This window comes from Pelagerythrobacter rhizovicinus (assembly GCF_004135625.1).
GTDB lineage: Bacteria > Pseudomonadota > Alphaproteobacteria > Sphingomonadales > Sphingomonadaceae > Pelagerythrobacter > Pelagerythrobacter rhizovicinus.
The window spans coordinates 573,530-592,927 of sequence record NZ_SDPV01000001.1 but is presented as its reverse complement, the minus strand read 5'-3'; the positions used below and the strand labels follow the sequence as shown (position 1 = coordinate 592,927).

The following is a 19,398-nucleotide window of genomic DNA, read 5'->3' as shown; positions in this document are numbered from 1 at the left end:
ATTGCCATGCCGCTCCACATGACCAAGATCGCCTATCGCTCGAAGAGCCTCGACAGCTTGCGCGAATGGGTCGAGCGCGGGCCCGAGGCGCACATGACCACCCGCTATCTGCCCAAGCGGCACGAGGAGATGGTCGGCGGCTCGCTCTTCTGGATCATGGACCACGCGCTCGTCGCGCGCTGCGAGATCCTCGGCTTCGAGAAACGCGACGACGACGGGCGCTGGACGATCCGCCTCGCGCCGAAGCTGATCCGGGTCGAGCCGCGCCCCAAGCGGGCACATCAGGGCTGGCGCTATCTCGCGGATGCCGACGCGCCGCGCGACCTGCCCGAAGGCGAGGATGCGGGCGACGTGCTGCCAGGCAAGATGATGAACCGGCTGATCCGGCTCGGGCTGGTCTGACCGAGCTGATCCGGGGCGAGCTGGTCTGATCGATTAGTTAACGCCGGCGTCACACTGCGGAAAAGATCGCCGTCCATCCGCCCCGCTCCAGCCGCATCGGCTGGTCGCACAGGGGGAACGTCAGCTTGCTCGAAACCACCGGTCGCTGGACTGCGGACGCAGGCCGCGGGCGCCTGCCCGTCTTTGACGGCCCGCGCGCATTGTGGACCCGCACCACCGGCACGATCGCAGGGCGCATCCGCCTGTTCGCTCTGTTCTTCGTCGCCCTGCTGCTGGCGCTCGGCGTAGTGCTCGGCGCTGCCTTCTACCAGCTAACGGTCCGCAACGACGAGGCTTCCGTCTTCGCCGGCGGATCGCTGGCGGCATCGGAGCTGACCACCGCGATCGCGGAAAGCCGCTACTACTCGTCGCGCTACGCCGTGACCGGCGATCCGAGCGAGATCGCCCGTGCGCGCGAAACGCTCGCCAGCGCGCGCCACCGCCTCGGCGAAACACGCGACGGGGCGGCCGATATCGATCCCGAAAGCATGGAGGCAATCGCCTGGCTCGACGTGCAGGTCGACGGCTTCGAGGCCGAGCTCGACGCGCTCGAAGGCTCGATCGACGCTTACGGCCCGTCGCCCAGCGCGGTCGCGCTCGCCGATGCAATCGATGTGAGCGGCGAACTGCTGGCCGGGCAGGCGCGCGAAGTCGAATCGACGCTCGCCGCCCGCACGCGGGATGCCCGCGCCGAGCTGGCCGACCTCAACCGCACCCTCTCGGCCGTGATCGTGGGCCTGATCGCCGGCTGCGTCGTGCTCGCACTGATCGGCGCGGGGTTCATGGTGCGGCAGGTCGCGGCGGCGATCCGCGAGATCACCGCTTCGATGACCGCGCTTGCGGCCGGCGACCAGTCGGTCACCATCCCCGGCACCGCGCGGAGCGACGAGATCGGCGAGATGGCGCGCGCGCTCACGGTGTTCCGGCAGAGCGCCCGCGAACTGGCCAAGCTGCAGGAGGATGCGGCGCGGCGCTCGGAAGAGAAGCTCGCCGCCCGCGACCGCCAGGCGGCCCTGCTGCGCGACCTTGCGACGCGCTTCGAACAGACCGTCGGTGAAGTCGTCGGCGGGATCGGCGCCGCGTCCAAGCAGCTCCAGACGACCGCGGGCGAAATGGCGCAGTCGGCCGAACAGGCAGCGGCGCACGTGGACCAGGTCGCCGGCTCCATGGACGAGACCAACCGCGGCGTCGCCATGGCTGCGGCAACCGGCGACCAGTTCGCATCCTCGGTCCGCGAGATCGGCGATCAGGCCGCGAGCTCCGCCGAACGCGCGCGCCACTCGCTTGCCTCGGTCGAGGCGATCGACGCGACCACGGGCGAATTGGCCGGGGCAGCGACGCAGATCGGCGAGATCGTGAGCCTGATCGACGCCATCGCCGAGCAGACCAACATCCTCGCGCTCAACGCCACGATCGAGGCGAGCCGTGCGGGGCCGGTTGGCGCCGGGTTCGCGGTCGTCGCCAACGAGATCAAGGAACTCGCCAAACGGACGCGCGAATCGACCGAGGAGATCGAGGGTCAGATCGCGGCCGTCCAGCGCGCCAGCCACACCAACATCCTCGCCCTGCGCGGAATCGGCGAGCACGTGCGCAACGTCGAAAACAACGCACGGACGATCGCGGAAGCGGTCGACGAGCAGGGCGTCGCCAGCCGCGAGCTGGCGCAAAGCCTCGATCTCGCGGCGAACGGCACGAACCGCGTGCGCGTCAGCATCGACCGGGTGCGCGGCATGGTCCGGACCACCGACCAATCGGCCGAGCAGGTCCTGAGCTCGGCGGACGAACTGCACCGGCAGGCGGAAAGCCTGCGCGGGCAGGTGGAGGACTTCCTCGCCTACGTGCGGCAGACGTAGGACGGTTTGCGGAACGCGGTCGCGGTCTCCTCCGTTGGTCGGGCGAGGAGAACTTCGATGACAGAACGCCAATCGCGCCACCCCGACAACGACCTGATCGACGAGCTGACCGAGGAGCCGACTCCGCCGCAGTCGAGCTCATCGGGGGGCGAAGTCAACCGTAACGTCGGCAAACGCGCCGAACTCGATCGCGCGACCGCTCCCGAGGATCGGGAGCGCGCGGTCGGCTCCGACAATCCGGAGCAGGACGAGGCCAAGGGTGCCAAGACGATGGACGCGATCAAGAAAGGGCAGCAGGGCTAGGCCTGTCGACATTGCTTGTCGATGATCACCCAACCGCTTTGTCATCCCCGCGAAAGCGGGGATCCAGGTGCGGCGTACGTCAATGGATTCCCGCATTCGCGGGAATGACAGATGGTGTTTCCTCTTTTTGGGCCGGTAGCGCTGGAATCCGCTATTTCCGAGTGCTCAAGGGCACGGTCAGCTCGGCGACCTCTCCGCGACCCGCCTGAGCGCCGTCACGTAGGTTTCCGGCTGCTGCGCTCCGGGGATCAGGAAACGTCCCTCAACCACCATCGCCGGCACGCCGGTGATGTTCATGTCCAGCGCCTGCCGCTCCTCGGCGCGAACCCTCGCGGCGAGTGCCTCGTCGTCGAGCGCGGCGGCGGCCGAGATGCGGTCCAGGCCGCATTCCTCCGCGATATCGAGCAGCACCGGCCGCTCGCCGATCCGCCGCCGTTCGTTGAAATGGGCGCGGAACAGCGCGAGCTTGAGCTGAACCTGCTTCGCCGGTCCTTCGCTGTCGAGCGCCCAGGCGAGCAGCTTGTGCGCCTCGAACGTGTTCCACATCATCGCCGGCGGCGCTTCGCCCTCGCCCGCGTAGTCGAGCGAGACGCCCGCCTCGCGCGCAATCGCGCGCATCCGCTCGCGCGTGTCGCGCATCTCGGCTTCGCTGCGCCCGTACTTTCGGCGGAGGTGCGCCTGCTGGTCCTCGCCTTCGGGCGGCATGTCGGGATTGAGTTCGAACGGGCGCCAGCGCACCTCGGCCTCGATCTCTCCCTCGAGCTCGGCCAGGGCATGCGAGAGCTGGCCCCAGCCGATCAGGCACCAGGGGCACATGACGTCGGACCAGATATCGATCGACAGGCGCGTCATTGCTCGAGCCACCGCTGGACTAGGTGATGCGCGATCGCATGCGGCGGAGGCGCCGTGAACGAGGCTTCGTGGGAGCCAGCCAGTGCAGCCGCCACGTCCTCGCGCGTGAACCAGCGGACTTCGGCCATTTCGGTCGTGTCGATCGCAAGCTCGTCGTCGTCCGCGTGGGAGTGGCAGCCGATCATGAGCTGGCTCGGGAAGGGCCACGGCTGGCTGGCGACATAAGTCACGTCGCGCACACGCACGCCTGATTCCTCGAACACTTCGCGCGCCACCGCCTCCTCGATGCTCTCGCCCGGCTCGACGAACCCCGCGAGGGCGGAAAAGCGCCCTTCCGGCCAGCCGAGGCCGCGGCCGAGCATCAGCCGCCCCTCGTGCTCCACCAGCATGATCGTGACCGGGTCGGTGCGCGGGAAGTGCTGCGCGCCGCAGCTTTCGCAGTTCCGCTGCCAGCCCCCCTTGGCGAGCTTCGTCCGCCCGCCGCAGGTGGCGCAGAAGCGGTGCCGGGCATGCCAGTCGACAAGGCTGCGCGCGCCGCCGTAGAGCGCCAGATCCTCCGGCGCGAGCGTGGCCATCAGCGACCAGAGCTGCGGGTTCGCCATGCGCGGCGAGGCATCGCCTTCCGCGGGAACTGCAGCGAAGCAGCCGCGCCCTTCGTGCAGGCCGAGGAACACGAGCTCCGCATCCTCCGCGGCATCGGCGAGCGTGCGCCATGCGAGCCGCCCTTCCTCGTCGACCGCGGGCATCATCCCCTCGAGCGCGAGCAGCCGCGCGCGCCAGGTCATGTGTCCCGCAAGCGCCTCCGGGTCGGCGCGGACGTGATCCGCCCGCTCGATGCGGCATCCGGTAAAGGCCAGCGGTCGTGCGGTCATCCGGCCGTGGCCATGGCCTCGAGGTCGGCGGCGACGGCCAGCGGGAACTCGCTCTGGATCGGCAGGGCGTCGGCCGGCATGTATTGCGTGAAGAGCCCGGCGCGCAGGCCGCGCTTCAGGTCGGCAAAGGCGATCGTGCCCGCCGCGCCGCCCCAGCCGTAAATGCCCGCCTGCTCGCCCAGTCCGACACGGCCGCCAGCGCCGAAGCCGGCTCCGGCCGCCAGCGTGCCGGCGGTGTTCACACCCTCGGGTAGGAGGTTCGAGGTTCCGAGGCGCACCGCGGCCTCGCTCATCACGCGCTTTCCTTCGAATTCGCCATAACCCACCAGCATTCGCAGGAACCGGTCGTAATCGCGCGGGCTACTGACGAGCCCGGCGCCGCCGAACGGGAACGCCGGAGGACCGAGATAGACCGAGGCGCGCGCCGGATCGAGCGGCAGCGGCCGCCCGTTCATCAGGCCGTAGTTCGTCGTCAGACGCCCGACCTCGCTTGCCGGCACCTGAAACCAGGTGCTCGTCATGCCGAGCGGATCGAACAGCCGCTCCTTCAGGAAGGCATCGAACGGCTGGCCGGAGACGACCTCGATCACGCGGCCGAGCAGGTCGAGCGACACCGAATAGCTCCAGCGCGTCCCCGGCTGCGCGACGAGCGGCAGCTTCGCGAGGTTGTCGGCGAAGGCCTTCAGGCTGGGCGCGGGCGTGCCGCGGCCGAACATCTCGCCCAGCGGCAGCCGCGTCACCTGCCCCGGTATGACCCCGGCGCGTTCATAGGCGGTCCGGATCGGCCCCTTCTGGATGATCGAGTAGCCAAGCCCCGCGGTATGCGTGAGCAGGTGGCGGATCGTGATCGGCCTCTCGGCCGGCTCGAGATCGGTGATCGACCCGTCGTAGGTCTTCTGTACCTGCATATCCGCGAAGGCGGGCAGGATCTCGGCGAGCGGCTGGTCGAGCTCGAGCTTGTCGTCCTCGATCAGCAGCATGGTCGCCATGCCGGTGATCGGCTTGGTCATCGAATAGATGCGGTAGAGGCTGTCGATCCCCGCGGGCACGGCCTGTCCGATGGCGAGGGTGCCGTGGGCGATCACGTCCGGCGCGCGTTGCCCCCAGCCGAGCGCCGCGACCATGTTGGCGACCTTGCGCCCTCTCACGTAGCGCTCGGCGAGCGCGGCGACCGACGGCCAGCGCCCCGCCTGCGCCAGCGCCGCGCGGCCCAGCGGCAGGGTTCCCAGCGCCGCGCCTGCCCCGAGCAGCGCCCCGCCCCGCAGCAGCGCCCGGCGCGACATGGCCGCTCCCTCCATCGTCCTCGATCCCATGCGAACGGTCCTCTTTTGCAATGCGTCGCGGGTTTGGGGCATCGGCGATGAACGGTCAATTGCCCTTGCACGGCCGCGCTGTGTTGCCCATATAGAACACATGCTCAACCTGCTTTCCATCCTCGCCGGGATCGTCGCGCTGGTGATCGTGATCCCTTCCACCATCCCATTTCTCGGCTGGGGCAACTGGTTTGCCTTGCCCGTGGTGGTGATCGGCATCGGGCTCGGCGCGCTGTCGTCGTCGAACGGCGGGCGGAACTTCTGCCTGATCGTGTTCGCGATCGCGGTGATCCGGCTGATGCTCGGCGGCGGCTTTATCTGAGCGCTCCCGATCCTCCCCATTTTCGCGCAGCGCAAATGGGGAGGTGGCAGACGCTGCAAGCGGCTGACGGAGGGGCATTGTCACGCAAAACCCCTCCACCACGAGCCGCTTCGCGTCTCGCGGTCCCCCCCGTTTGCGCCTGCGGCGAAAACAGGGAGGATCAGTCGGCCATGGCCCTGCGCGCGGCCTTCGCGAACAAGGTCGGCAGGCCGGCGCTTTCCAGTTCCCCGACCGGCCACCACTCCCCCTCGCCCGGCGGCTCCCCGGCGCCACCAAGCGCCATCACCCGCAGATCGAGGTCGAAGTGCGTGAAGCCGTGGCGGACCGCACCCACTTCGCGCCACTCCCCCGCAAGCGGCGGCTCGCCGCTCCCGTCGCTCCCCGCGGACCAGCCGTCGTCGGGCAGCGCGCGCATGCCGCCGAGCATTCCGCGGCCCGGTCGGCGGACGAGCCACACGCGTCCCTCGCGGACGATCCACCAAACGGTGCCGGCACGCTGCGGCTTGGCCTTCTTCGGCGTCTTGACGGGAAAGCGCGCGGGTTCGCCGCTTCTGCGCGCCTCGCATCGGGCGGAGAGCGGGCACAGCAGGCAGCGCGGATCGCGCGCGGTGCAGATCGTGGCGCCGAGGTCCATCATGGCCTGCGCGAAATCGCCGGCGCTCTCCTCAGGCGTAATCGCATCGGCCGCAGCGCGGACCGCCCTGCGCCCGCCGGGCAGCGGCTCGGCGATTGCGAACAGCCGCGCCACCACGCGCTCGACATTGGCATCGACCACCACGGCGCGCCGTCCGAAGGCGATCGCGGCGATCGCGGCGGCGGTGTAGTCGCCCAGTCCGGGCAGCTTGCGCAGTTCGGCCTCGGTCTCGGGAAACCCACCCCGCTCCGCGACGGCCCGCGCGCACTTCACCAGATTGCGCGCCCGCGAATAGTATCCGAGGCCCGCCCAGGCGGCCATGACCTCCTCCTCGGGCGCCACGGCGAGCGCCTCGACAGTCGGCCAGCGGCTCGTGAACGCGGCGAAATAGGGCTTCACCGCCGCGACCGTGGTCTGCTGCAGCATGACTTCCGACAGCCAGACGCGGTACGGATCGGGCGCCGGATCGCGTGGCCGCGCGCGCCACGGCAGGTCGCGCGCATGAGCGTCATACCAGGCGAGCAGCAGGCTCGCGACATTCTCCCCGCTGGCGGTCACGCGCGGCCTATGGCATGGCCTCTCGGGCAATGGAACGGGACACACCGCCGAAACCGAAGCGCAGCGCCAAGCGCCCCGCCGGCCGCGAGTACGAGCGCCCGCGCGGCGGCCCCGCGCGCCAGATCGCCGACCTGATGCCGCAGATCGGCCGCACGGCCTTCCGCCGCTTCGGGTTCGTGCAATCGAGCGTGGTCACGCGCTGGCCCGAGATCGTCGGCGACCACCACGCGCGGGTCTGCGCGCCCGAAGCGATCCGCTTCCCCCCAGGCGAGAAGAGCGAGGGCATCCTGCAGCTCGTGGTCGTGCCCGCGCACGCGCCGCTCATCCAGCACGTGATCCCCGAGATCATGGACCGGGTGAACCGCTTCTTCGGCTACAAGGCGGTCGCGCGCGTGAAGCTGCGGCAAGGCGAGGTTAAGCCGCCCGCTGCTGAAACGCGGGCCAAGGCGCCGCCGTCGCTCAAGCCGATCCCGATGGAATTGGGCGACAGCTTGCGCGATATCGGCGATCCGGAACTGCGCACCGTGCTCGAATCGCTCGCGCGCAGCCTGGGAACGAAGGAGGGACAGGGGCAATGACACTCGCGCGTTTCGCGAAAGCCGGGGCACTCGCCATCGCGGCGGCCTTCACGCTCGGCAATTCGGGCAACTGGAACACCACCGTGGTCGAGGCCGACGGCGCGCACCGCATCGGCAATCCCGACGCGAAAGTCGAGCTGATCGTTTTCGTCAGCTACACTTGCCCGCACTGCGCGCATTTCACCACCGAGGGCGAAGCGCCGCTGCAGCTCGCCTATGTCGGTCCGGGCCGGGTCGAGCTGCAGATTCAGCCGATGATCCGCAATTCGGCCGATCTCGTCGCGACGATGCTGACGAGCTGCGGCGCGCCCTCCAAATTCCTGCGCAACCACACGCTGTTCATGAACGAGCAGAGCAAATGGCTCGACCGCTATGCGAAGGCCACCGAGGCACAGCGCGCGCGGTGGGAGAACGGCAGTCAGGCGGCGCGGCGCCGCGCGATCGCGTCCGACCTCGGCTTCTACCGCCTGATGGAGAGCCGCGGATATGGCCGGGCCGAGATCGACCGTTGCCTCGCGAGCGATGCCGAGGCCCGCGCACTGATCGCCAGCAGCCAGGCGGCCAGCGAGAAGCACCACGTGCACGGCACGCCGAGCTTCGTCCTCGACGGGGTGACGCTGGCGGGTACGCACGACTGGTCGATGCTTTCGCCGCAGCTTGCCGCGCGCTTCTAGAACGCCTGCACCGGGAGTCCCCGCTCCACCGCCCTCGCCATTTCCGTCATGCTGAACTTGTTTCAGCACCCATTCCGCCTCCAGAGCCGGCAGTGCGAGAGGACGAATGGGCCCTGGAAGCGAAGCTGTGCAAAGCACAAACGAGTTCAGGGTGACGACCTTCAAGGTTACGAGCTTCGTCTCCACCACACGGATCTCACGTCATGAACGCTCTTCAGGGGTTTTCTCGGGCGACAAGCTGTGGAAAGCCCCCTCCCGCGCTTCACCACCCGGCTGGCTTCGACTAGCCTCGACCAATTCCGCAAAGGACAGGACCTGCCATGATGTCGCTTCGCCAGATCGCCCTTGCCACCCTCGCCGCGCCGCTCGCGCTCGGCCTTGCCGCATGCGGTTCGGAACCCGCCGCGGAAGGTGAAGCGCCGACCGGCGATCCCGTCGATCCGGTCGAAGCGCCCTCGGGCACCGAGTGGCTCGACATGGTGCAGGTCACGGAAGCGGACGGCTACCTGCTCGGCAATCCGGACGCCCCGATCAAGCTGATGGAATATGCCTCGCTCACCTGCCCCGCCTGCGCCGCCTTCGCGCAGCAGGGCATCGAGCCGCTGAAGGAGAAGTACATCAGCACCGGCGTGGTCAGCTACGAGCTGCGCAACCAGATCCACGGGCCGCACGATCTCGTCCTGGCGCGCCTCGTGCGCTGCGGCGCCAAGGAAGCCTACCACCCGCTGTCCGAGCAGGTCTGGGCCAACCTCCAGAGCGTGCTCCAGCCGGTGTTCGAGAACCAGGAGGCGGTGCAGCAGGCCATGTCGCTGCCGCCCGAGCAGCGCTTCGCCGCCTTCGCCGACGTGGCGGGCTTCTACGACTTCTTCGCCGCGCGCGGGCTCAGCCGCGATCAGGCGCGTCAGTGCCTGTCCGATCCCGCGGCGATGGAGACGATCGCCACCAATTCGGAAACGCAGTCGCAGGAACTGAACGTGACCGGCACGCCGACCTTCTTCATCAACGGCCGCAACGTCGGCACGCAGAGCTGGTCGACGCTGGAGCCGATGCTCCAGGCAGCCGGCGCCAGATAGGGCGCCGAGCGGGAGGGGGCTCGGCGAGCGGCGATGCAGATCAGGCGGCTCAAGCTCAGTGGTTTCAAGAGCTTCGTCGAGCCCGCGACCCTGAGCATCGAGCCCGGGCTGACAGGGGTGGTCGGCCCCAACGGCTGCGGCAAGTCCAACCTGCTCGAAGCAATCCGCTGGGTCATGGGCGAGAATTCGCCCAAGTCCATGCGCTCGGGCGGGATGGAGGACGTGATCTTCGCCGGCACCGCCAGCCGGCCGCCGCGTGACTTCGCCGAAGTCGTGCTTCAGGCCGAGGCCGACGACGGGAGCGAACTCGAAGTCCTGCGCCGGATCGAGCGCGGCGCAGGCAGCGCCTACCGCGTCAACGGGCGCGACGTGCGGGCGAAGGACGTCTCCCTCACTTTCGCCGATGCCGCGACCGGCGCGCACAGCCCGGCGCTGGTCAGCCAGGGCAAGATCGCGCAAGTGATCGCCGCCAAGCCGACCGAACGGCGCCAGATGCTGGAGGAAGCGGCGGGCATCGCCGGGCTCCACGTTCGCCGGCGCGATGCCGAGAGCAAGCTGCGGCAGACCGAAGCCAATCTCGCGCGGCTGGAAGACCTCATGGCGGGTCTCGACTCGCAGATCGCCTCGCTCCGCCGGCAGGCCAAGCAGGCCGAGCGCTATACCAGGCTCTCCGACGAGATCCGCGTCGCAGAGGCGCGGCTGCTGTTCGCGCGCTGGCGCGATGCGGCGGCGGCGGCCAAGGCGGCGCGCGGCGAGGCCAAGGCGGCCGAGGAGCGGGTCGCCGCGTGCAAGGAAGCGGCGGATGCGGCGCAGAAGGCGCAGCACGCGGCCGCCAAGGCGCTTGCCGAAGCGCGCGACGAACTTGCCGACCGGCGCGATGACGCCAGCGCGCACGGCCACCGGATGGCGGCGCTGACCAGCCAGCTCGAAGCGGCCGAGCAGCGGCTTGCCGATCTCGACCGCCAGAAGGCCCGGCTGGAGGAGGACCGCAGCGAGGCCGACCGGCTGACGCGCGATGCCGCCGAGGCGCTCGCACGGCTCGAGAGGGAGCTGGAGGCCAACGAGAAGGCGCTGGCCGATGACGAGGCGCACCGCCCCGCCCTCGTCTCGCGGCTGGAGAACAGCGACCGAGCCGGCCGCGCGGCCGAGCTGGCGCTGGCCAAGGCGACCGCCGATCACGCCGGGGTCGAAGCCGAATGGCGCGTCGCCGAAGCCGCGATCGAGCAGGCCGAGGCGCGGCTTGCCCGGCTCGATGCCGAGGTGCGCCGGCAGGAAGAGACTCGCCGTGCGCTATCGGAGGCCGGCGATCCCGGTCTCGCTGTCGCCGAGGCCAAGGCCGCCGCCGAGGAAGCGGCGCGCGAGCTGGCGCGGCTGCGCGAGGATCTGGAGAGCGAGCGCGCCCGCAAGGACACGCTCCAGACCGCGCGCGACGAGGCGGCGAGCGCCCTCGCCTCCGCCCGCGCCGAGCTTGCCGGGGTCGAGCGCGAATGGAGCGCGCTCAAGCGCGACCGCGAGGCGCGCGAGCGGCAAATGGCCGGGCGCAAGGGCCGGCCCGCGGCACTCGACAAGGTGCGCGCGGCGAAAGGCTACGAACGCGCGCTGGCGGCGGTTCTCGGGCGCGATGCCAAGGCCCCGCTTGGCGCTGCCGACGGCGACGGGCGGTTCTGGACCGGCGGCGCAGCGCCGGCGTCCGTGCCGGACAGTCTCGCCCAGCATGTACCCGATTGCCCGCCCGAACTCACCGCACGGCTCGCGCTGGTGCACGTCGCGGAAGCCGACGACGGGCGCGCGCTCGGCCCCGGCGAATGGCTGGTGACGACCGGCGGTCATTTGCGGCGGTGGGACGGCTTCGTTGCGCGCGGCGAAGGCGCGGCGGAAGCGGCGCGGCTGGAGGCGGAGAACCGCTTTGCCGATCTCGAGAATGACCTGCCCGCGCTGCGCTCAGCGGCCGAAAGCGCGGAAGCCGCGCACGCCGCGGCGCAGGAGGAACTGGTGGGGCTCCAGCGCGCGCTCGTCGCCGCCGAACGCGGGATCGCCGCGGCCAGCGACACCGAGCGGCAGGCGCTGCGCGCGCTCGACCAGGCCGAAGCGGCGCGCGAGCGGCTTGCGGCGCGCCTCGCCGAGCTCGACCGGACAGCGCACGAACTCGCCGAGCAACGCTCTCAGGCCGAAGCGGAGCTGGACACGGCCAGGGAGCGTAAGGCCGGCCTCCCCGATCCGGCAACCGGCCGCGCCACGCTCGAAGCCGCGCGAGCGAAGAACGAAGCGGCGAAATCCGCGCAGCAGGCCGCGGCTGCGGAGCTCGCCGCGCACGACCAGGGGCTCGCCGTGGCGCGCGAGCGGGCAGCGGCGCAGCGCAGCGACATCGCCAACTGGCAGGCCCGTTCGGGCGAGGCGGCGCAGCGTCTCTCAGGCATGGAGCGGCGGTTCGAGGAGATTGCGGAGGAACGCGCGGTCGTCGCGGCCAAGCCCGAAGGGCTGATGCGCGAGATCGAGCAGGGCGATGCGGTGCGCGAGCGGCTCGGCAAGGCTCTGGCCGAAGCGGAGGCGGCGGTCGCCGGGGCGCAGAGCGCCTCCGACGCCGCCGACCGCGCCTTCGCCGAAACCAACGAGGCGCTTGCCACCGCACGCGAGACCCGTGCCGGTCTTGCCGCACGCGCGGAGAACGAGGAAGCCCGGCGCGGCGAGATGGCCCGCATATCGGGTGAACGCTTCCAGTGCCCGCCACCGCTGCTCGCCGGCCGGTTCGAGTTCGACGAGGACGCAGTCGGGGATTCCGCCGACGAGTCCGAGGAAATGGACCGCCTCGTCGCCAGCCGCGAGCGGATCGGGCCGGTCAACCTCGTCGCTGCCGACGAACTCGCGAAGATCGAGGAGGAACACGGCAGCAGCGCCGCCGAGCAGGCCGAGTTGGCCGAGGCCGTCAACCGCTTGCGCGGCTCGATCGGCAATCTCAATCGCGAGGGCCGCGAGCGGCTGCGCGCGGCATTCGAGCAGGTCGATACCCATTTCCGCCGGCTGTTCACCCGCCTGTTCGAGGGCGGGCAGGCGCATCTCGCGCTGGTCGACAGCGACGATCCTCTGGAGGCGGGCCTCGAGATCTACGCCCAGCCGCCGGGCAAGCGCCTGCAGTCGCTGACCCTGCTTTCCGGCGGCGAGCAGGCGCTGACTGCGATCGCGCTGATCTTCGCGCTGTTCCTGACCAACCCCGCCCCGATCTGCGTGCTCGACGAAGTCGACGCGCCGCTCGACGATGCCAACATCGACCGCTTCTGCGACCTGCTCGACGCGATGGTGAAGGAAACCGCCACCCGCTACCTCATCGTCACCCACAACGCCGTGACCATGAGCCGCATGCACCGCCTGTTCGGCGTGACCATGATCGAGAAAGGCATCAGCCGCCTGGTCAGCGTCGACCTCGGCGGCGCGGAAGAACTGCTGGCGGCGGAGTAGGTTCGAGCCGCCGGTCGCTCATCTTCGCTGCGCCCTCACAATTTCCCGTCATCCCAGCGAAAGCTGGGATCGGGTACAGCACCGTCCGACCCGGTGGAGAGCGATCCCAGCTTTCGCTGGGACGACGAAAGGGCGTGATAGGTGCCCCTCAAGCGGCCAGCGCCATCCGTGAGATCATCGCGGACGATTTGCGGAGTAGGTCTCTCTCCGCGCCCGCTCTCCTTGCCGTCGCCCCTGCGAAGGCAGGGGCCTAGCTGACGGGGCAGGCCAGGAGGGGGCGGGTTAGCTGGATCCCCGCCTGCGCGGGGATGACGAGGGAGAGGGCAGCCGGTCGCCCGATCGTCAGGGTCAGGCAGTGCCGGCTTAACGAAAGCCGCCGGTGAAATTGCGCCCCCACCCATCGTCGTCATCCCAGTGAAAGTTGGGATCGGGTGCAGCACCGTCCGACCTGGTGGAGAGCGATCCCAGCTTTCGCTGGGATGACGAGGGATTGGGCGCGGCCCCTCAGACCGAGAGCGCGCTCGCCAGTTTTTCGCGGATAGCCTTGAGGCGCGGAAGGACGTCGGCGGGGAGGTCGGACGTACGGGCGTTCTGCGGCGGAGATTCGGGCTTCGGTGACGCCTCGGTTCCTTTGAGGGCCGCCAGGGCGCCTTTCAAAGTGTAGCCCTCGCGGTTGACCAAGCGGTCGATGCGTTCGACCAGCGCGATGTCGCCCGCGCGGTAATAACGGCGGCCGCCGCTGCGCTTGAGCGGCTGGAGCATGGGGAACTGCTGCTCCCAGTATCGCAGCACATGCGGCTTGATGCCCAGCGCCTGGCTGACCTCGCCGATGGTTCTCAGGGCGCCCCGCTCCTTGCCATCGTCGAATTCGGTCACCATCGGGCTCAGCCTCTCGCGATCCGGTCCTTGAGGAGCTGGCTGGCGCGGAAGGTGATCACGCGCCGCGGCGTGATCGGCACTTCGACGCCGGTCTTGGGATTGCGGCCGACGCGCTCCTTCTTGTCGCGCAGCACGAAGCTGCCGAACCCCGAAATCTTCACATTCTGGCCGTCGGCCATGGCCCCGCACATGTGCGCGAGGATCGCCTCGACCATATCGAGCGACTCCGCCCGCGACAGCCCCATCTTGCGATTGATCGTCTCCGCAAGATCCGCGCGAGTCAGGGTGCCCACAGAACGCATCATGCGCCTTCCTCCTCAATCGCGACCCGACCCAGGATAAGGTCCCGCACCTTAACGATTATCCGCATCCTCCGCAACGTCTGCCCGGTCACAGCCGCACGAGGCTTGCGCCCCAGGTGAAACCGCCGCCCATCGCCTCGAACATCACCAGGTCGCCGGGCTTGATCCGTCCGTCGCGCACGCCGGCGTCGAACGCCAGCGGCACCGAGGCGGCAGACGTGTTCGCGTGCCGATCGACCGTGACGATCACCTTTTCCACCGGCAGCCCGAGCTTGCGTGCGGTCGCGTCGAGAATGCGCGCATTGGCCTGGTGCGGCACGACCCAGTCGATGTCGTCGGGCCCGAGGCCGACTTCGGCCAGCGTCTCCTCCAGCACGGCGGCGAGATTGACCACCGCGTGGCGGAAGACCTCGCGGCCCTTCATGCGCAGCTTGCCCACCGTCTGCGTGGTCGACGGACCGCCGTCGACATAGAGCAGTTCGTTATGCGCGCCGTCGGCATGGAGCTTGCTGGCGAGCACGCCCGGCCCGCCTTCGGCGACGTCCTGCGCCTCCAGCACGAGCGCGCCCGCGCCGTCACCGAAGAGGACGCAGGTGGTGCGGTCCTCCCAGTCGAGAATCCGGCTGAAGGTTTCGGAGCCGATCACCAGCGCGCGCTTCGCCATGCCGGTGCGCAGCATCGAATCGGCGCTTGCCATGGCGTAGAGGAAGCCGGAGCACACCGCGCCCACGTCGAACGCGATGCCGCCGTTGCAGCCCAGCGCGTGCTGGACGAGAGTGGCGGTGGCGGGGAACGTCTGGTCGGGCGTGGCGGTCGCCAGCACGATCAGGTCGATGTCCTTCGCCTCGAGCCCCGCGGCCTCCAGCGCCTTGCGCGATGCCTCGACGGCGAGCGACGAGGTCGTCTCGTCGTCCTCGGCGATATAGCGCTGGCGGATGCCGGTGCGCTCGACGATCCACTCGTCGCTGGTATCGACACGTTCGGCCAGCTCGGCGTTGCTCACCGCGGTGCGCGGGAGCGCGGAGCCGCTGCCGCGGATGACCGAGCGGATCATTTCGCTCCTCCGTTGCCGTTGCTGGCGCGCAGCCGTGCTTCGCCCAGCTCGGCAAGGTCGGCGCTGATCCGGTGCGTCAGGTCTTCCTCCAGCAGCCGGGCCGCGACGGTGACCGCGTTGGCCACGCCCGCCGCGCTGGCGCTGCCGTGGCTCTTCACCACGACGCCGTTGAGCCCGAGAAAGACTGCGCCGTTGTGGTTGTTCGGGTCGAGATGGTGGCGCAGCAGCTCGGTCGCCGGGCGCGACACGAGAAACCCGATCTTCGAACGCAGCGAGCTGGTAAAGGCGCTGCGCAGAAGGTCGGTAACGAAGCGCGCCGCGCCTTCGATCGCCTTCAGCGCGATGTTGCCGGAAAAGCCGTCCGTGACGACCACGTCGACTTCGCCGCGGTTGATCTTGTCGCTTTCGACGAAGCCGTCGAACGACAGCGCGAGGCCGGTCGCGGCCTGGAGCTGGGCCGCCGCGACGCGCAGGGCGTCGGTGCCCTTGGTCTCCTCGGTGCCGATGTTGAGCAGCCGCACGCGCGGTTCGGCGAGGCCGGTGACGATGCGCGAATAGGCCGCGCCCATGATCGCGAACTGGACGAGGTTGCGGGCGTCCGCCTCGGTATTGGCGCCGAGGTCGAGCATGATGACGTCGTTGTCGCCGAGGGTCGGCATGAGCGCGGCTAGCGCAGGGCGATCGATGCCGGGCAGCGTGCGCAGCGCGAGCTTGCTCATCGCCATCAGCGCGCCGGTGTTGCCTGCGCTGACCGCGGCCCCGGCTTCGCCTTGCTTCACGGCGTTGACCGTGAGACCCATCGACGTGGTCTTGGCGCGGCGGAGAGCCTGGGTCGGCTTCTCGTCGCCGCCGACGACATCCTCGCAATGGAGGATCTCGGAGGCGCCGCGCATGCCCGGATGGGTATCGAGCGCGGCAGCGATCCGCTTCTCGTCACCGACAAGCAGGAACTTGAACTGGTCGTGGCGCCGGCGCGCAAGCGCAGCACCTTCGACCATCACGCGCACGCCTTCATCGCCGCCCATCGCGTCGACGGCGATACGCGGCAAACTCATAGCGCTCTCCGAACTTCGGCCGTCAGAGGCCGACGGCGATGACTTCGCGGCCGTTGTAGTGCCCGCACTGCGTGCAGAGGTTGTGCGGACGCTTCAGCTCGCCGCAGTTCGAGCATTCGTGGAATGCCTCGACCTTCAGCGAATCGTGCGCACGGCGGTTGCCGCGGCGATGGGGCGATACTTTTCTCTTGGGGACAGCCATTGCGGCACCTGTTCCAGTAAAATCCGAGTGTTGCGCGCCGCTCTAGGCCAAGGTCCGGCAACGCACAAGTGCGCGCCTGGCAGTGGACCCGACCATGGCGGGAAGGCGCGCCCTATAGCGCAAATTTCCGCCGTTGCAAGCCGTGCGACCTGTCCCTAGCACATGGCGTACTCGGGGAAAGGGAAACCTGCATGATACTTGCCGTCACACTGACTGCGGCCGCGGCTGCTGCGATCGTCAACCTCTGGCTGTTCGTGAGAGTCGGCACGCTGCGCCGCGGACTCGGGATCAGCGTGGGCGACGGCGGAAACGAGGCGCTGCAGCGCCGAATGCGCGCGCAGCTCAACTTCGCGGAGAACGTGCCGATCGTGCTGGTGCTGATCGCGGCACTGGAAATCGCCGGAATCGGCGAGACCTGGCTCGCCTACGTCGCCGGCGCCTTCATCCTCGGCCGGGTGGCGCATGGCTTCGGGATGGACGGCGGCAAGGCGCAGATCGGGCGCGTGATCGGTGTGCTGGTCACGCTCGCCACGCAGCTCTTCCTCGCGGGCGTGGCGGTAGGCGCGGTGCTGCGGCTGATCTGAGGGAATTTCCGGCGAAGGCTGACCCGCCGCCGTCGCCGGTAGATTGCTCCCCCGTTCGTGCTGAGCTTGTCGAAGCACCGCTTTTTTCCGGTGCTGCGCTCGAAGGAAGAGCGGCCCTTCGACAAGCTCAGGGCGAACGGGTTTGGGGTGGGGGTGGTGCTCCAGATGGTTCGGAGCAGCGCCTACGACAGCGCGTGGTCGCTCACGAAGACGTTGGTCTTGCGTTCGTGGCCGAAGGTGCTGGTCGGGCCGTGGCCGGGGATGAAAGTCACGTCCTCGCCGAGCGGCCAGAGCTTTTGCGTGATCGCGTCGATCAGGTCCTGATGGTTGCCGCGCGGGAAATCGGTGCGGCCGATCGAGCCCTGGAACAGCACGTCGCCGACGATCGCGAACTTGCTCGGGCGGTGAAAGAACACGACGTGGCCCGGGGTATGGCCGGGGCAATGGATGACCTCGAGCGTGAGCTCGCCCACGGTCACCGTGTCGCCGTCGTTCAGCCAGCGGTCGGGCTCGAAGCTGCGCGCAGCCATGCCCCACTGGCGGCCGTCGTCGTCGAGGCGCGAAATCCAGAACCGGTCCTCCTCGTGCGGGCCCTCGATCGGTAGCCCGAGTTCCTCGGCCAGCACGCCCGCCTGCCCGCAGTGGTCGAGATGGCCGTGGGTGACGAGCAGCTTCTCCAGCGTCACGCCGGACTTGGCGACGCCGGCCTTGAGCTTGTCGAGATCGCCGCCGGGATCGACCAGCGCACCCTTCATCGTCTTCGTGCACCAGATCAGCGAGCAGTTCTGCTGCAGCGGGGTCACCGGCATGATCGCGGCGCGCATCGGGGGCTGTGAGGTATCGGTCATGGCGGGGAGATGGCCAAGATACCTGCAGGTTGCAAGCGGTCCGTCAGGGCCCTCCAACCCCAGTCGCTGGGAGGATCGGATGATGGTGCCGCCAATCCTCCCCATCGTCTCGCGATGGGGAGGGGGACCGCTCGCGCAGCGAGTGGTGGAGGGGCTATTCCCGGCACAGGGCCCCTCCGACCGACGCCTGCGGCGTCGCCCACCTCCCCAACGCAAGTCGTTGGGGAGGATCCGTTTGTGGGCTCAGACCCGCCCGCCCTTCCACACCACGCGGCCGATCACCTCGATTTCGTCGCGGGCTAGGTCGATCGGGGCGTAGGCCCTGTTCAGGCTGATGAGCACGATGCGGCCCGGGGCGCTCGCCTGGAGCTGCTTGACGTGGAGCGCGTCGCCGATGCGGACCACGTGGATGCCCTCGTGCCCGCGCTTGTTGCGGTCGACGAAGATCTCGTCGCCGCTGCGCAGGAGCGGCTCCATCGAATCGCCCTCGACCCGGATCGCAGTGAGATCGGCGCCCTCGAGCCCCATTTCGCGCAGCCAGCGGGGCGAGAAGCGGAAGGCGTCGAAGGAGATTTCCTGCGCACCGAGCGCGCCCGGTCCGGCGGACGCGTCGAGCGAGAGCCGCGGCACCTCGACCCAGTCCGCGTGCGGATTCGCGTAGGATTTATCCGCTGGCGCGCCGAGCTCCGATTCGGCGACGCCGAAGAACTCGGCGAGCGTGCGCCGATCCTCCTCCTCCAGCTTGCGCGGGCTGCCCTTGCGCACGAATTGCTGAAGATACGTAGGGTTACGGCCGATGAGCTGCGACAGCCCGGCAAGGCTCGCCCCCCGCTCGCGGGCAAGTTCGATCAGGCGCTCCCGGGCATCGGTCATGCGAATGTCCATCCTCGCAACATTTTTCCCGCATAGACGATGTATTTTTCCTAGACAAGTAGGATTTCAGGTGGAACGAATCGGGAACAACGAGTTCCGAGTCGCCCATCATCACCTGTCGGGGAGAGCCATGCTGATCCGATCCATCGAGAAATTCCTCCGCGCCTACGACGTCTCCGCGACCACATTCGGCCGCCTGACCGTGAAGGACCCACGCTTCGTGTATGACCTGAGAAACGGCCGCGAGCCGCGCCCGGACACCGAGGCGCGCGTTCAGGCCTTTATCGCCGGCTACGAGGCCGGGCGGGAGACCACACATGCCGCGTGATCCCCTCCCTCCCCGCCGCACCACGGCCGACCGGCTGCGCGAGGCGCTGCTCGAACTGGCCGAGAACAGGGCCGCCGTGCTGACGCACCGCGAGAAGGCCTGGGCGAGCGTGACCTTCGAAGGCTCGCGCCACACGGTGACGCTGCGCTTCGACGGGCACGAGGCGGTTGCGGCGGGTGAGCAGTTCATCGCCGCCCTGCCCGAGCACGAGTTCGCCATCCTCGGCCAGCTCGTCGCCGACGCGACGGTCACCCGGGTCGATCATATCCTGCTGCCGCAGCCGCAAATGACGGTCGCGTGCGAGCTCCTGCTGCTGGTGGACGCATGATCATTCACTATCCCCCGCC

At 69.2% G+C, this 19,398-nt stretch carries 22 protein-coding genes; 11 read left to right on the top strand and 11 right to left on the bottom strand.

Annotated features, from left to right (window positions below; all coding sequences use genetic code 11):
* Window positions 1–6 precede the first annotated feature (6 nt).
* The 3 genes from ETX26_RS02875 to ETX26_RS02865 all read left to right on the top strand — a co-directional run bounded on the left by ETX26_RS02875 (window position 7) and on the right by ETX26_RS02865 (window position 2,597).
* On the top strand, window positions 7–402 hold the full coding sequence (locus ETX26_RS02875) for a DUF1489 family protein (RefSeq protein WP_129523178.1): 396 nt from the start codon (window positions 7–9) through the stop codon (window positions 400–402).
* A gap of 125 nt (window positions 403–527) precedes the next feature.
* The gene (locus ETX26_RS02870) at window positions 528–2,294 is read left to right on the top strand and encodes a methyl-accepting chemotaxis protein (protein WP_129523177.1); all 1,767 of its coding nucleotides are present in this window, start codon (window positions 528–530) and stop codon (window positions 2,292–2,294) included.
* Between the two features lie 57 nt (window positions 2,295–2,351).
* Complete coding sequence (locus ETX26_RS02865; RefSeq protein ID WP_129523176.1) at window positions 2,352–2,597, top strand: hypothetical protein; 246 nt, start codon at window positions 2,352–2,354, stop codon at window positions 2,595–2,597.
* A gap of 177 nt (window positions 2,598–2,774) precedes the next feature.
* Here ETX26_RS02865 and ETX26_RS02860 read toward each other — a convergent pair whose 3' ends face one another.
* From ETX26_RS02860 to ETX26_RS02850, 3 genes are read right to left on the bottom strand one after another with little or no spacing between them, the layout of a single operon-like run.
* On the bottom strand, window positions 2,775–3,449 hold the full coding sequence (locus ETX26_RS02860; protein ID WP_129523175.1) for a DsbA family oxidoreductase: 675 nt from the start codon (window positions 3,447–3,449) through the stop codon (window positions 2,775–2,777).
* On the bottom strand, window positions 3,446–4,321 hold the full coding sequence (gene nudC, locus ETX26_RS02855; RefSeq protein ID WP_129523174.1) for an NAD(+) diphosphatase: 876 nt from the start codon (window positions 4,319–4,321) through the stop codon (window positions 3,446–3,448). Before nudC ends, ETX26_RS02860 begins: the two co-directional genes overlap by 4 nt.
* The gene (locus tag ETX26_RS02850; RefSeq protein ID WP_225425474.1) at window positions 4,318–5,634 is read right to left on the bottom strand and encodes a serine hydrolase domain-containing protein; all 1,317 of its coding nucleotides are present in this window, start codon (window positions 5,632–5,634) and stop codon (window positions 4,318–4,320) included. The genes nudC and ETX26_RS02850 overlap by 4 nt, the downstream gene beginning before the upstream one ends.
* 100 nt (window positions 5,635–5,734) lie before the next feature.
* Between ETX26_RS02850 and ETX26_RS02845 the strand changes: the two genes are divergently transcribed.
* Window positions 5,735–5,956, top strand: coding sequence for a hypothetical protein (locus ETX26_RS02845; RefSeq protein WP_119513783.1), 222 nt, complete (start codon window positions 5,735–5,737; stop codon window positions 5,954–5,956).
* Window positions 5,957–6,116: 160 nt separating this feature from the next.
* Here the strand turns inward: ETX26_RS02845 and ETX26_RS02840 are convergent, their stop codons facing one another.
* On the bottom strand, window positions 6,117–7,148 hold the full coding sequence (locus tag ETX26_RS02840) for an A/G-specific adenine glycosylase (protein ID WP_129523173.1): 1,032 nt from the start codon (window positions 7,146–7,148) through the stop codon (window positions 6,117–6,119).
* A gap of 29 nt (window positions 7,149–7,177) precedes the next feature.
* Between ETX26_RS02840 and ETX26_RS02835 the strand changes: the two genes are divergently transcribed.
* The 4 genes from ETX26_RS02835 to ETX26_RS02820 all read left to right on the top strand — a co-directional run bounded on the left by ETX26_RS02835 (window position 7,178) and on the right by ETX26_RS02820 (window position 12,926).
* Complete coding sequence (locus tag ETX26_RS02835; RefSeq protein ID WP_129523172.1) at window positions 7,178–7,726, top strand: DUF721 domain-containing protein; 549 nt, start codon at window positions 7,178–7,180, stop codon at window positions 7,724–7,726.
* Entirely contained in the window at window positions 7,723–8,400 is a 678-nt protein-coding gene (locus tag ETX26_RS02830; RefSeq protein ID WP_129523171.1) for a thioredoxin domain-containing protein, read from the top strand. The genes ETX26_RS02835 and ETX26_RS02830 overlap by 4 nt, the downstream gene beginning before the upstream one ends.
* Window positions 8,401–8,720: 320 nt before the next feature.
* Window positions 8,721–9,473, top strand: a complete 753-nt coding sequence (locus ETX26_RS02825) for a thioredoxin domain-containing protein (RefSeq protein ID WP_225425473.1) — start codon at window positions 8,721–8,723, stop codon at window positions 9,471–9,473.
* A gap of 33 nt (window positions 9,474–9,506) precedes the next feature.
* A complete protein-coding gene (locus ETX26_RS02820) occupies window positions 9,507–12,926 on the top strand; it encodes a chromosome segregation SMC family protein (protein WP_129523170.1) in 3,420 nt (1,139 codons plus the stop codon).
* Between the two features lie 504 nt (window positions 12,927–13,430).
* Here ETX26_RS02820 and ETX26_RS02815 read toward each other — a convergent pair.
* The 5 genes from ETX26_RS02815 to rpmF all read right to left on the bottom strand — a co-directional run bounded on the left by ETX26_RS02815 (window position 13,431) and on the right by rpmF (window position 16,418).
* On the bottom strand, window positions 13,431–13,802 hold the full coding sequence (locus ETX26_RS02815) for a MerR family transcriptional regulator (RefSeq protein WP_404825257.1): 372 nt from the start codon (window positions 13,800–13,802) through the stop codon (window positions 13,431–13,433).
* An 8-nt stretch (window positions 13,803–13,810) separates the two neighbouring features.
* Window positions 13,811–14,110: an integration host factor subunit alpha gene (locus ETX26_RS02810; RefSeq protein WP_191984681.1), complete on the bottom strand. Its 300-nt coding sequence runs from the start codon at window positions 14,108–14,110 to the stop codon at window positions 13,811–13,813.
* A gap of 85 nt (window positions 14,111–14,195) precedes the next feature.
* Complete coding sequence (locus tag ETX26_RS02805) at window positions 14,196–15,161, bottom strand: beta-ketoacyl-ACP synthase III (protein WP_129523168.1); 966 nt, start codon at window positions 15,159–15,161, stop codon at window positions 14,196–14,198.
* Window positions 15,158–16,216 (bottom strand): phosphate acyltransferase PlsX, encoded by a 1,059-nt coding sequence (gene plsX, locus ETX26_RS02800; RefSeq protein ID WP_129523167.1) that lies wholly within the window; start codon window positions 16,214–16,216, stop codon window positions 15,158–15,160. The genes ETX26_RS02805 and plsX overlap by 4 nt, the downstream gene beginning before the upstream one ends.
* Window positions 16,217–16,238: 22 nt before the next feature.
* Window positions 16,239–16,418 carry a 50S ribosomal protein L32 gene (rpmF, locus tag ETX26_RS02795; protein WP_119513791.1) on the bottom strand — a complete coding sequence of 60 codons (180 nt, stop codon included), beginning with the start codon at window positions 16,416–16,418 and terminating at the stop codon, window positions 16,239–16,241.
* 191 nt (window positions 16,419–16,609) lie between these two features.
* Here rpmF and ETX26_RS02790 point away from each other — a divergent pair, with 191 nt between their 5' ends.
* Complete coding sequence (locus ETX26_RS02790) at window positions 16,610–17,002, top strand: MAPEG family protein (RefSeq protein WP_129523166.1); 393 nt, start codon at window positions 16,610–16,612, stop codon at window positions 17,000–17,002.
* Between the two features lie 182 nt (window positions 17,003–17,184).
* On the opposite strand, the gene ETX26_RS02785 is transcribed toward ETX26_RS02790, so the two are convergent.
* On the bottom strand, window positions 17,185–17,850 hold the full coding sequence (locus ETX26_RS02785) for an MBL fold metallo-hydrolase (protein WP_318531641.1): 666 nt from the start codon (window positions 17,848–17,850) through the stop codon (window positions 17,185–17,187).
* Between the two features lie 243 nt (window positions 17,851–18,093).
* The gene (locus tag ETX26_RS02780; protein WP_225425472.1) at window positions 18,094–18,723 is read right to left on the bottom strand and encodes a S24 family peptidase; all 630 of its coding nucleotides are present in this window, start codon (window positions 18,721–18,723) and stop codon (window positions 18,094–18,096) included.
* Between the two features lie 70 nt (window positions 18,724–18,793).
* Between ETX26_RS02780 and ETX26_RS02775 the strand changes: the two genes are divergently transcribed.
* Complete coding sequence (locus tag ETX26_RS02775; RefSeq protein ID WP_318531640.1) at window positions 18,794–19,051, top strand: hypothetical protein; 258 nt, start codon at window positions 18,794–18,796, stop codon at window positions 19,049–19,051.
* Window positions 19,041–19,379, top strand: a complete 339-nt coding sequence (locus tag ETX26_RS02770) for a hypothetical protein (protein ID WP_129523163.1) — start codon at window positions 19,041–19,043, stop codon at window positions 19,377–19,379. Before ETX26_RS02775 ends, ETX26_RS02770 begins: the two co-directional genes overlap by 11 nt.
* Window positions 19,380–19,398 lie beyond the last annotated feature (19 nt).

What these genes read in the sequence shown, in the direction of transcription:
- nudC (WP_129523174.1), bottom strand. Translation starts at nt 4,321, where the DNA reads ATGACCGCACGACCGCTGGCCTTTACCGGATGCCGCATCGAGCGGGCG.
- ETX26_RS02790 (WP_129523166.1), top strand. Translation starts at nt 16,610, where the DNA reads ATGATACTTGCCGTCACACTGACTGCGGCCGCGGCTGCTGCGATCGTC.
- ETX26_RS02805 (WP_129523168.1), bottom strand. Translation starts at nt 15,161, where the DNA reads ATGATCCGCTCGGTCATCCGCGGCAGCGGCTCCGCGCTCCCGCGCACC.
- plsX (WP_129523167.1), bottom strand. Translation starts at nt 16,216, where the DNA reads ATGAGTTTGCCGCGTATCGCCGTCGACGCGATGGGCGGCGATGAAGGC.
- ETX26_RS02785 (WP_318531641.1), bottom strand. Translation starts at nt 17,850, where the DNA reads ATGACCGATACCTCACAGCCCCCGATGCGCGCCGCGATCATGCCGGTG.
- ETX26_RS02810 (WP_191984681.1), bottom strand. Translation starts at nt 14,110, where the DNA reads ATGATGCGTTCTGTGGGCACCCTGACTCGCGCGGATCTTGCGGAGACG.
- ETX26_RS02865 (WP_129523176.1), top strand. Translation starts at nt 2,352, where the DNA reads ATGACAGAACGCCAATCGCGCCACCCCGACAACGACCTGATCGACGAG.
- ETX26_RS02770 (WP_129523163.1), top strand. Translation starts at nt 19,041, where the DNA reads ATGCCGCGTGATCCCCTCCCTCCCCGCCGCACCACGGCCGACCGGCTG.
- ETX26_RS02830 (WP_129523171.1), top strand. Translation starts at nt 7,723, where the DNA reads ATGACACTCGCGCGTTTCGCGAAAGCCGGGGCACTCGCCATCGCGGCG.
- ETX26_RS02860 (WP_129523175.1), bottom strand. Translation starts at nt 3,449, where the DNA reads ATGACGCGCCTGTCGATCGATATCTGGTCCGACGTCATGTGCCCCTGG.
- ETX26_RS02825 (WP_225425473.1), top strand. Translation starts at nt 8,721, where the DNA reads ATGATGTCGCTTCGCCAGATCGCCCTTGCCACCCTCGCCGCGCCGCTC.
- ETX26_RS02845 (WP_119513783.1), top strand. Translation starts at nt 5,735, where the DNA reads ATGCTCAACCTGCTTTCCATCCTCGCCGGGATCGTCGCGCTGGTGATC.
- ETX26_RS02780 (WP_225425472.1), bottom strand. Translation starts at nt 18,723, where the DNA reads ATGACCGATGCCCGGGAGCGCCTGATCGAACTTGCCCGCGAGCGGGGG.
- ETX26_RS02875 (WP_129523178.1), top strand. Translation starts at nt 7, where the DNA reads ATGCCGCTCCACATGACCAAGATCGCCTATCGCTCGAAGAGCCTCGAC.
- ETX26_RS02850 (WP_225425474.1), bottom strand. Translation starts at nt 5,634, where the DNA reads ATGGGATCGAGGACGATGGAGGGAGCGGCCATGTCGCGCCGGGCGCTG.
- ETX26_RS02835 (WP_129523172.1), top strand. Translation starts at nt 7,178, where the DNA reads ATGGAACGGGACACACCGCCGAAACCGAAGCGCAGCGCCAAGCGCCCC.
- ETX26_RS02820 (WP_129523170.1), top strand. Translation starts at nt 9,507, where the DNA reads ATGCAGATCAGGCGGCTCAAGCTCAGTGGTTTCAAGAGCTTCGTCGAG.
- rpmF (WP_119513791.1), bottom strand. Translation starts at nt 16,418, where the DNA reads ATGGCTGTCCCCAAGAGAAAAGTATCGCCCCATCGCCGCGGCAACCGC.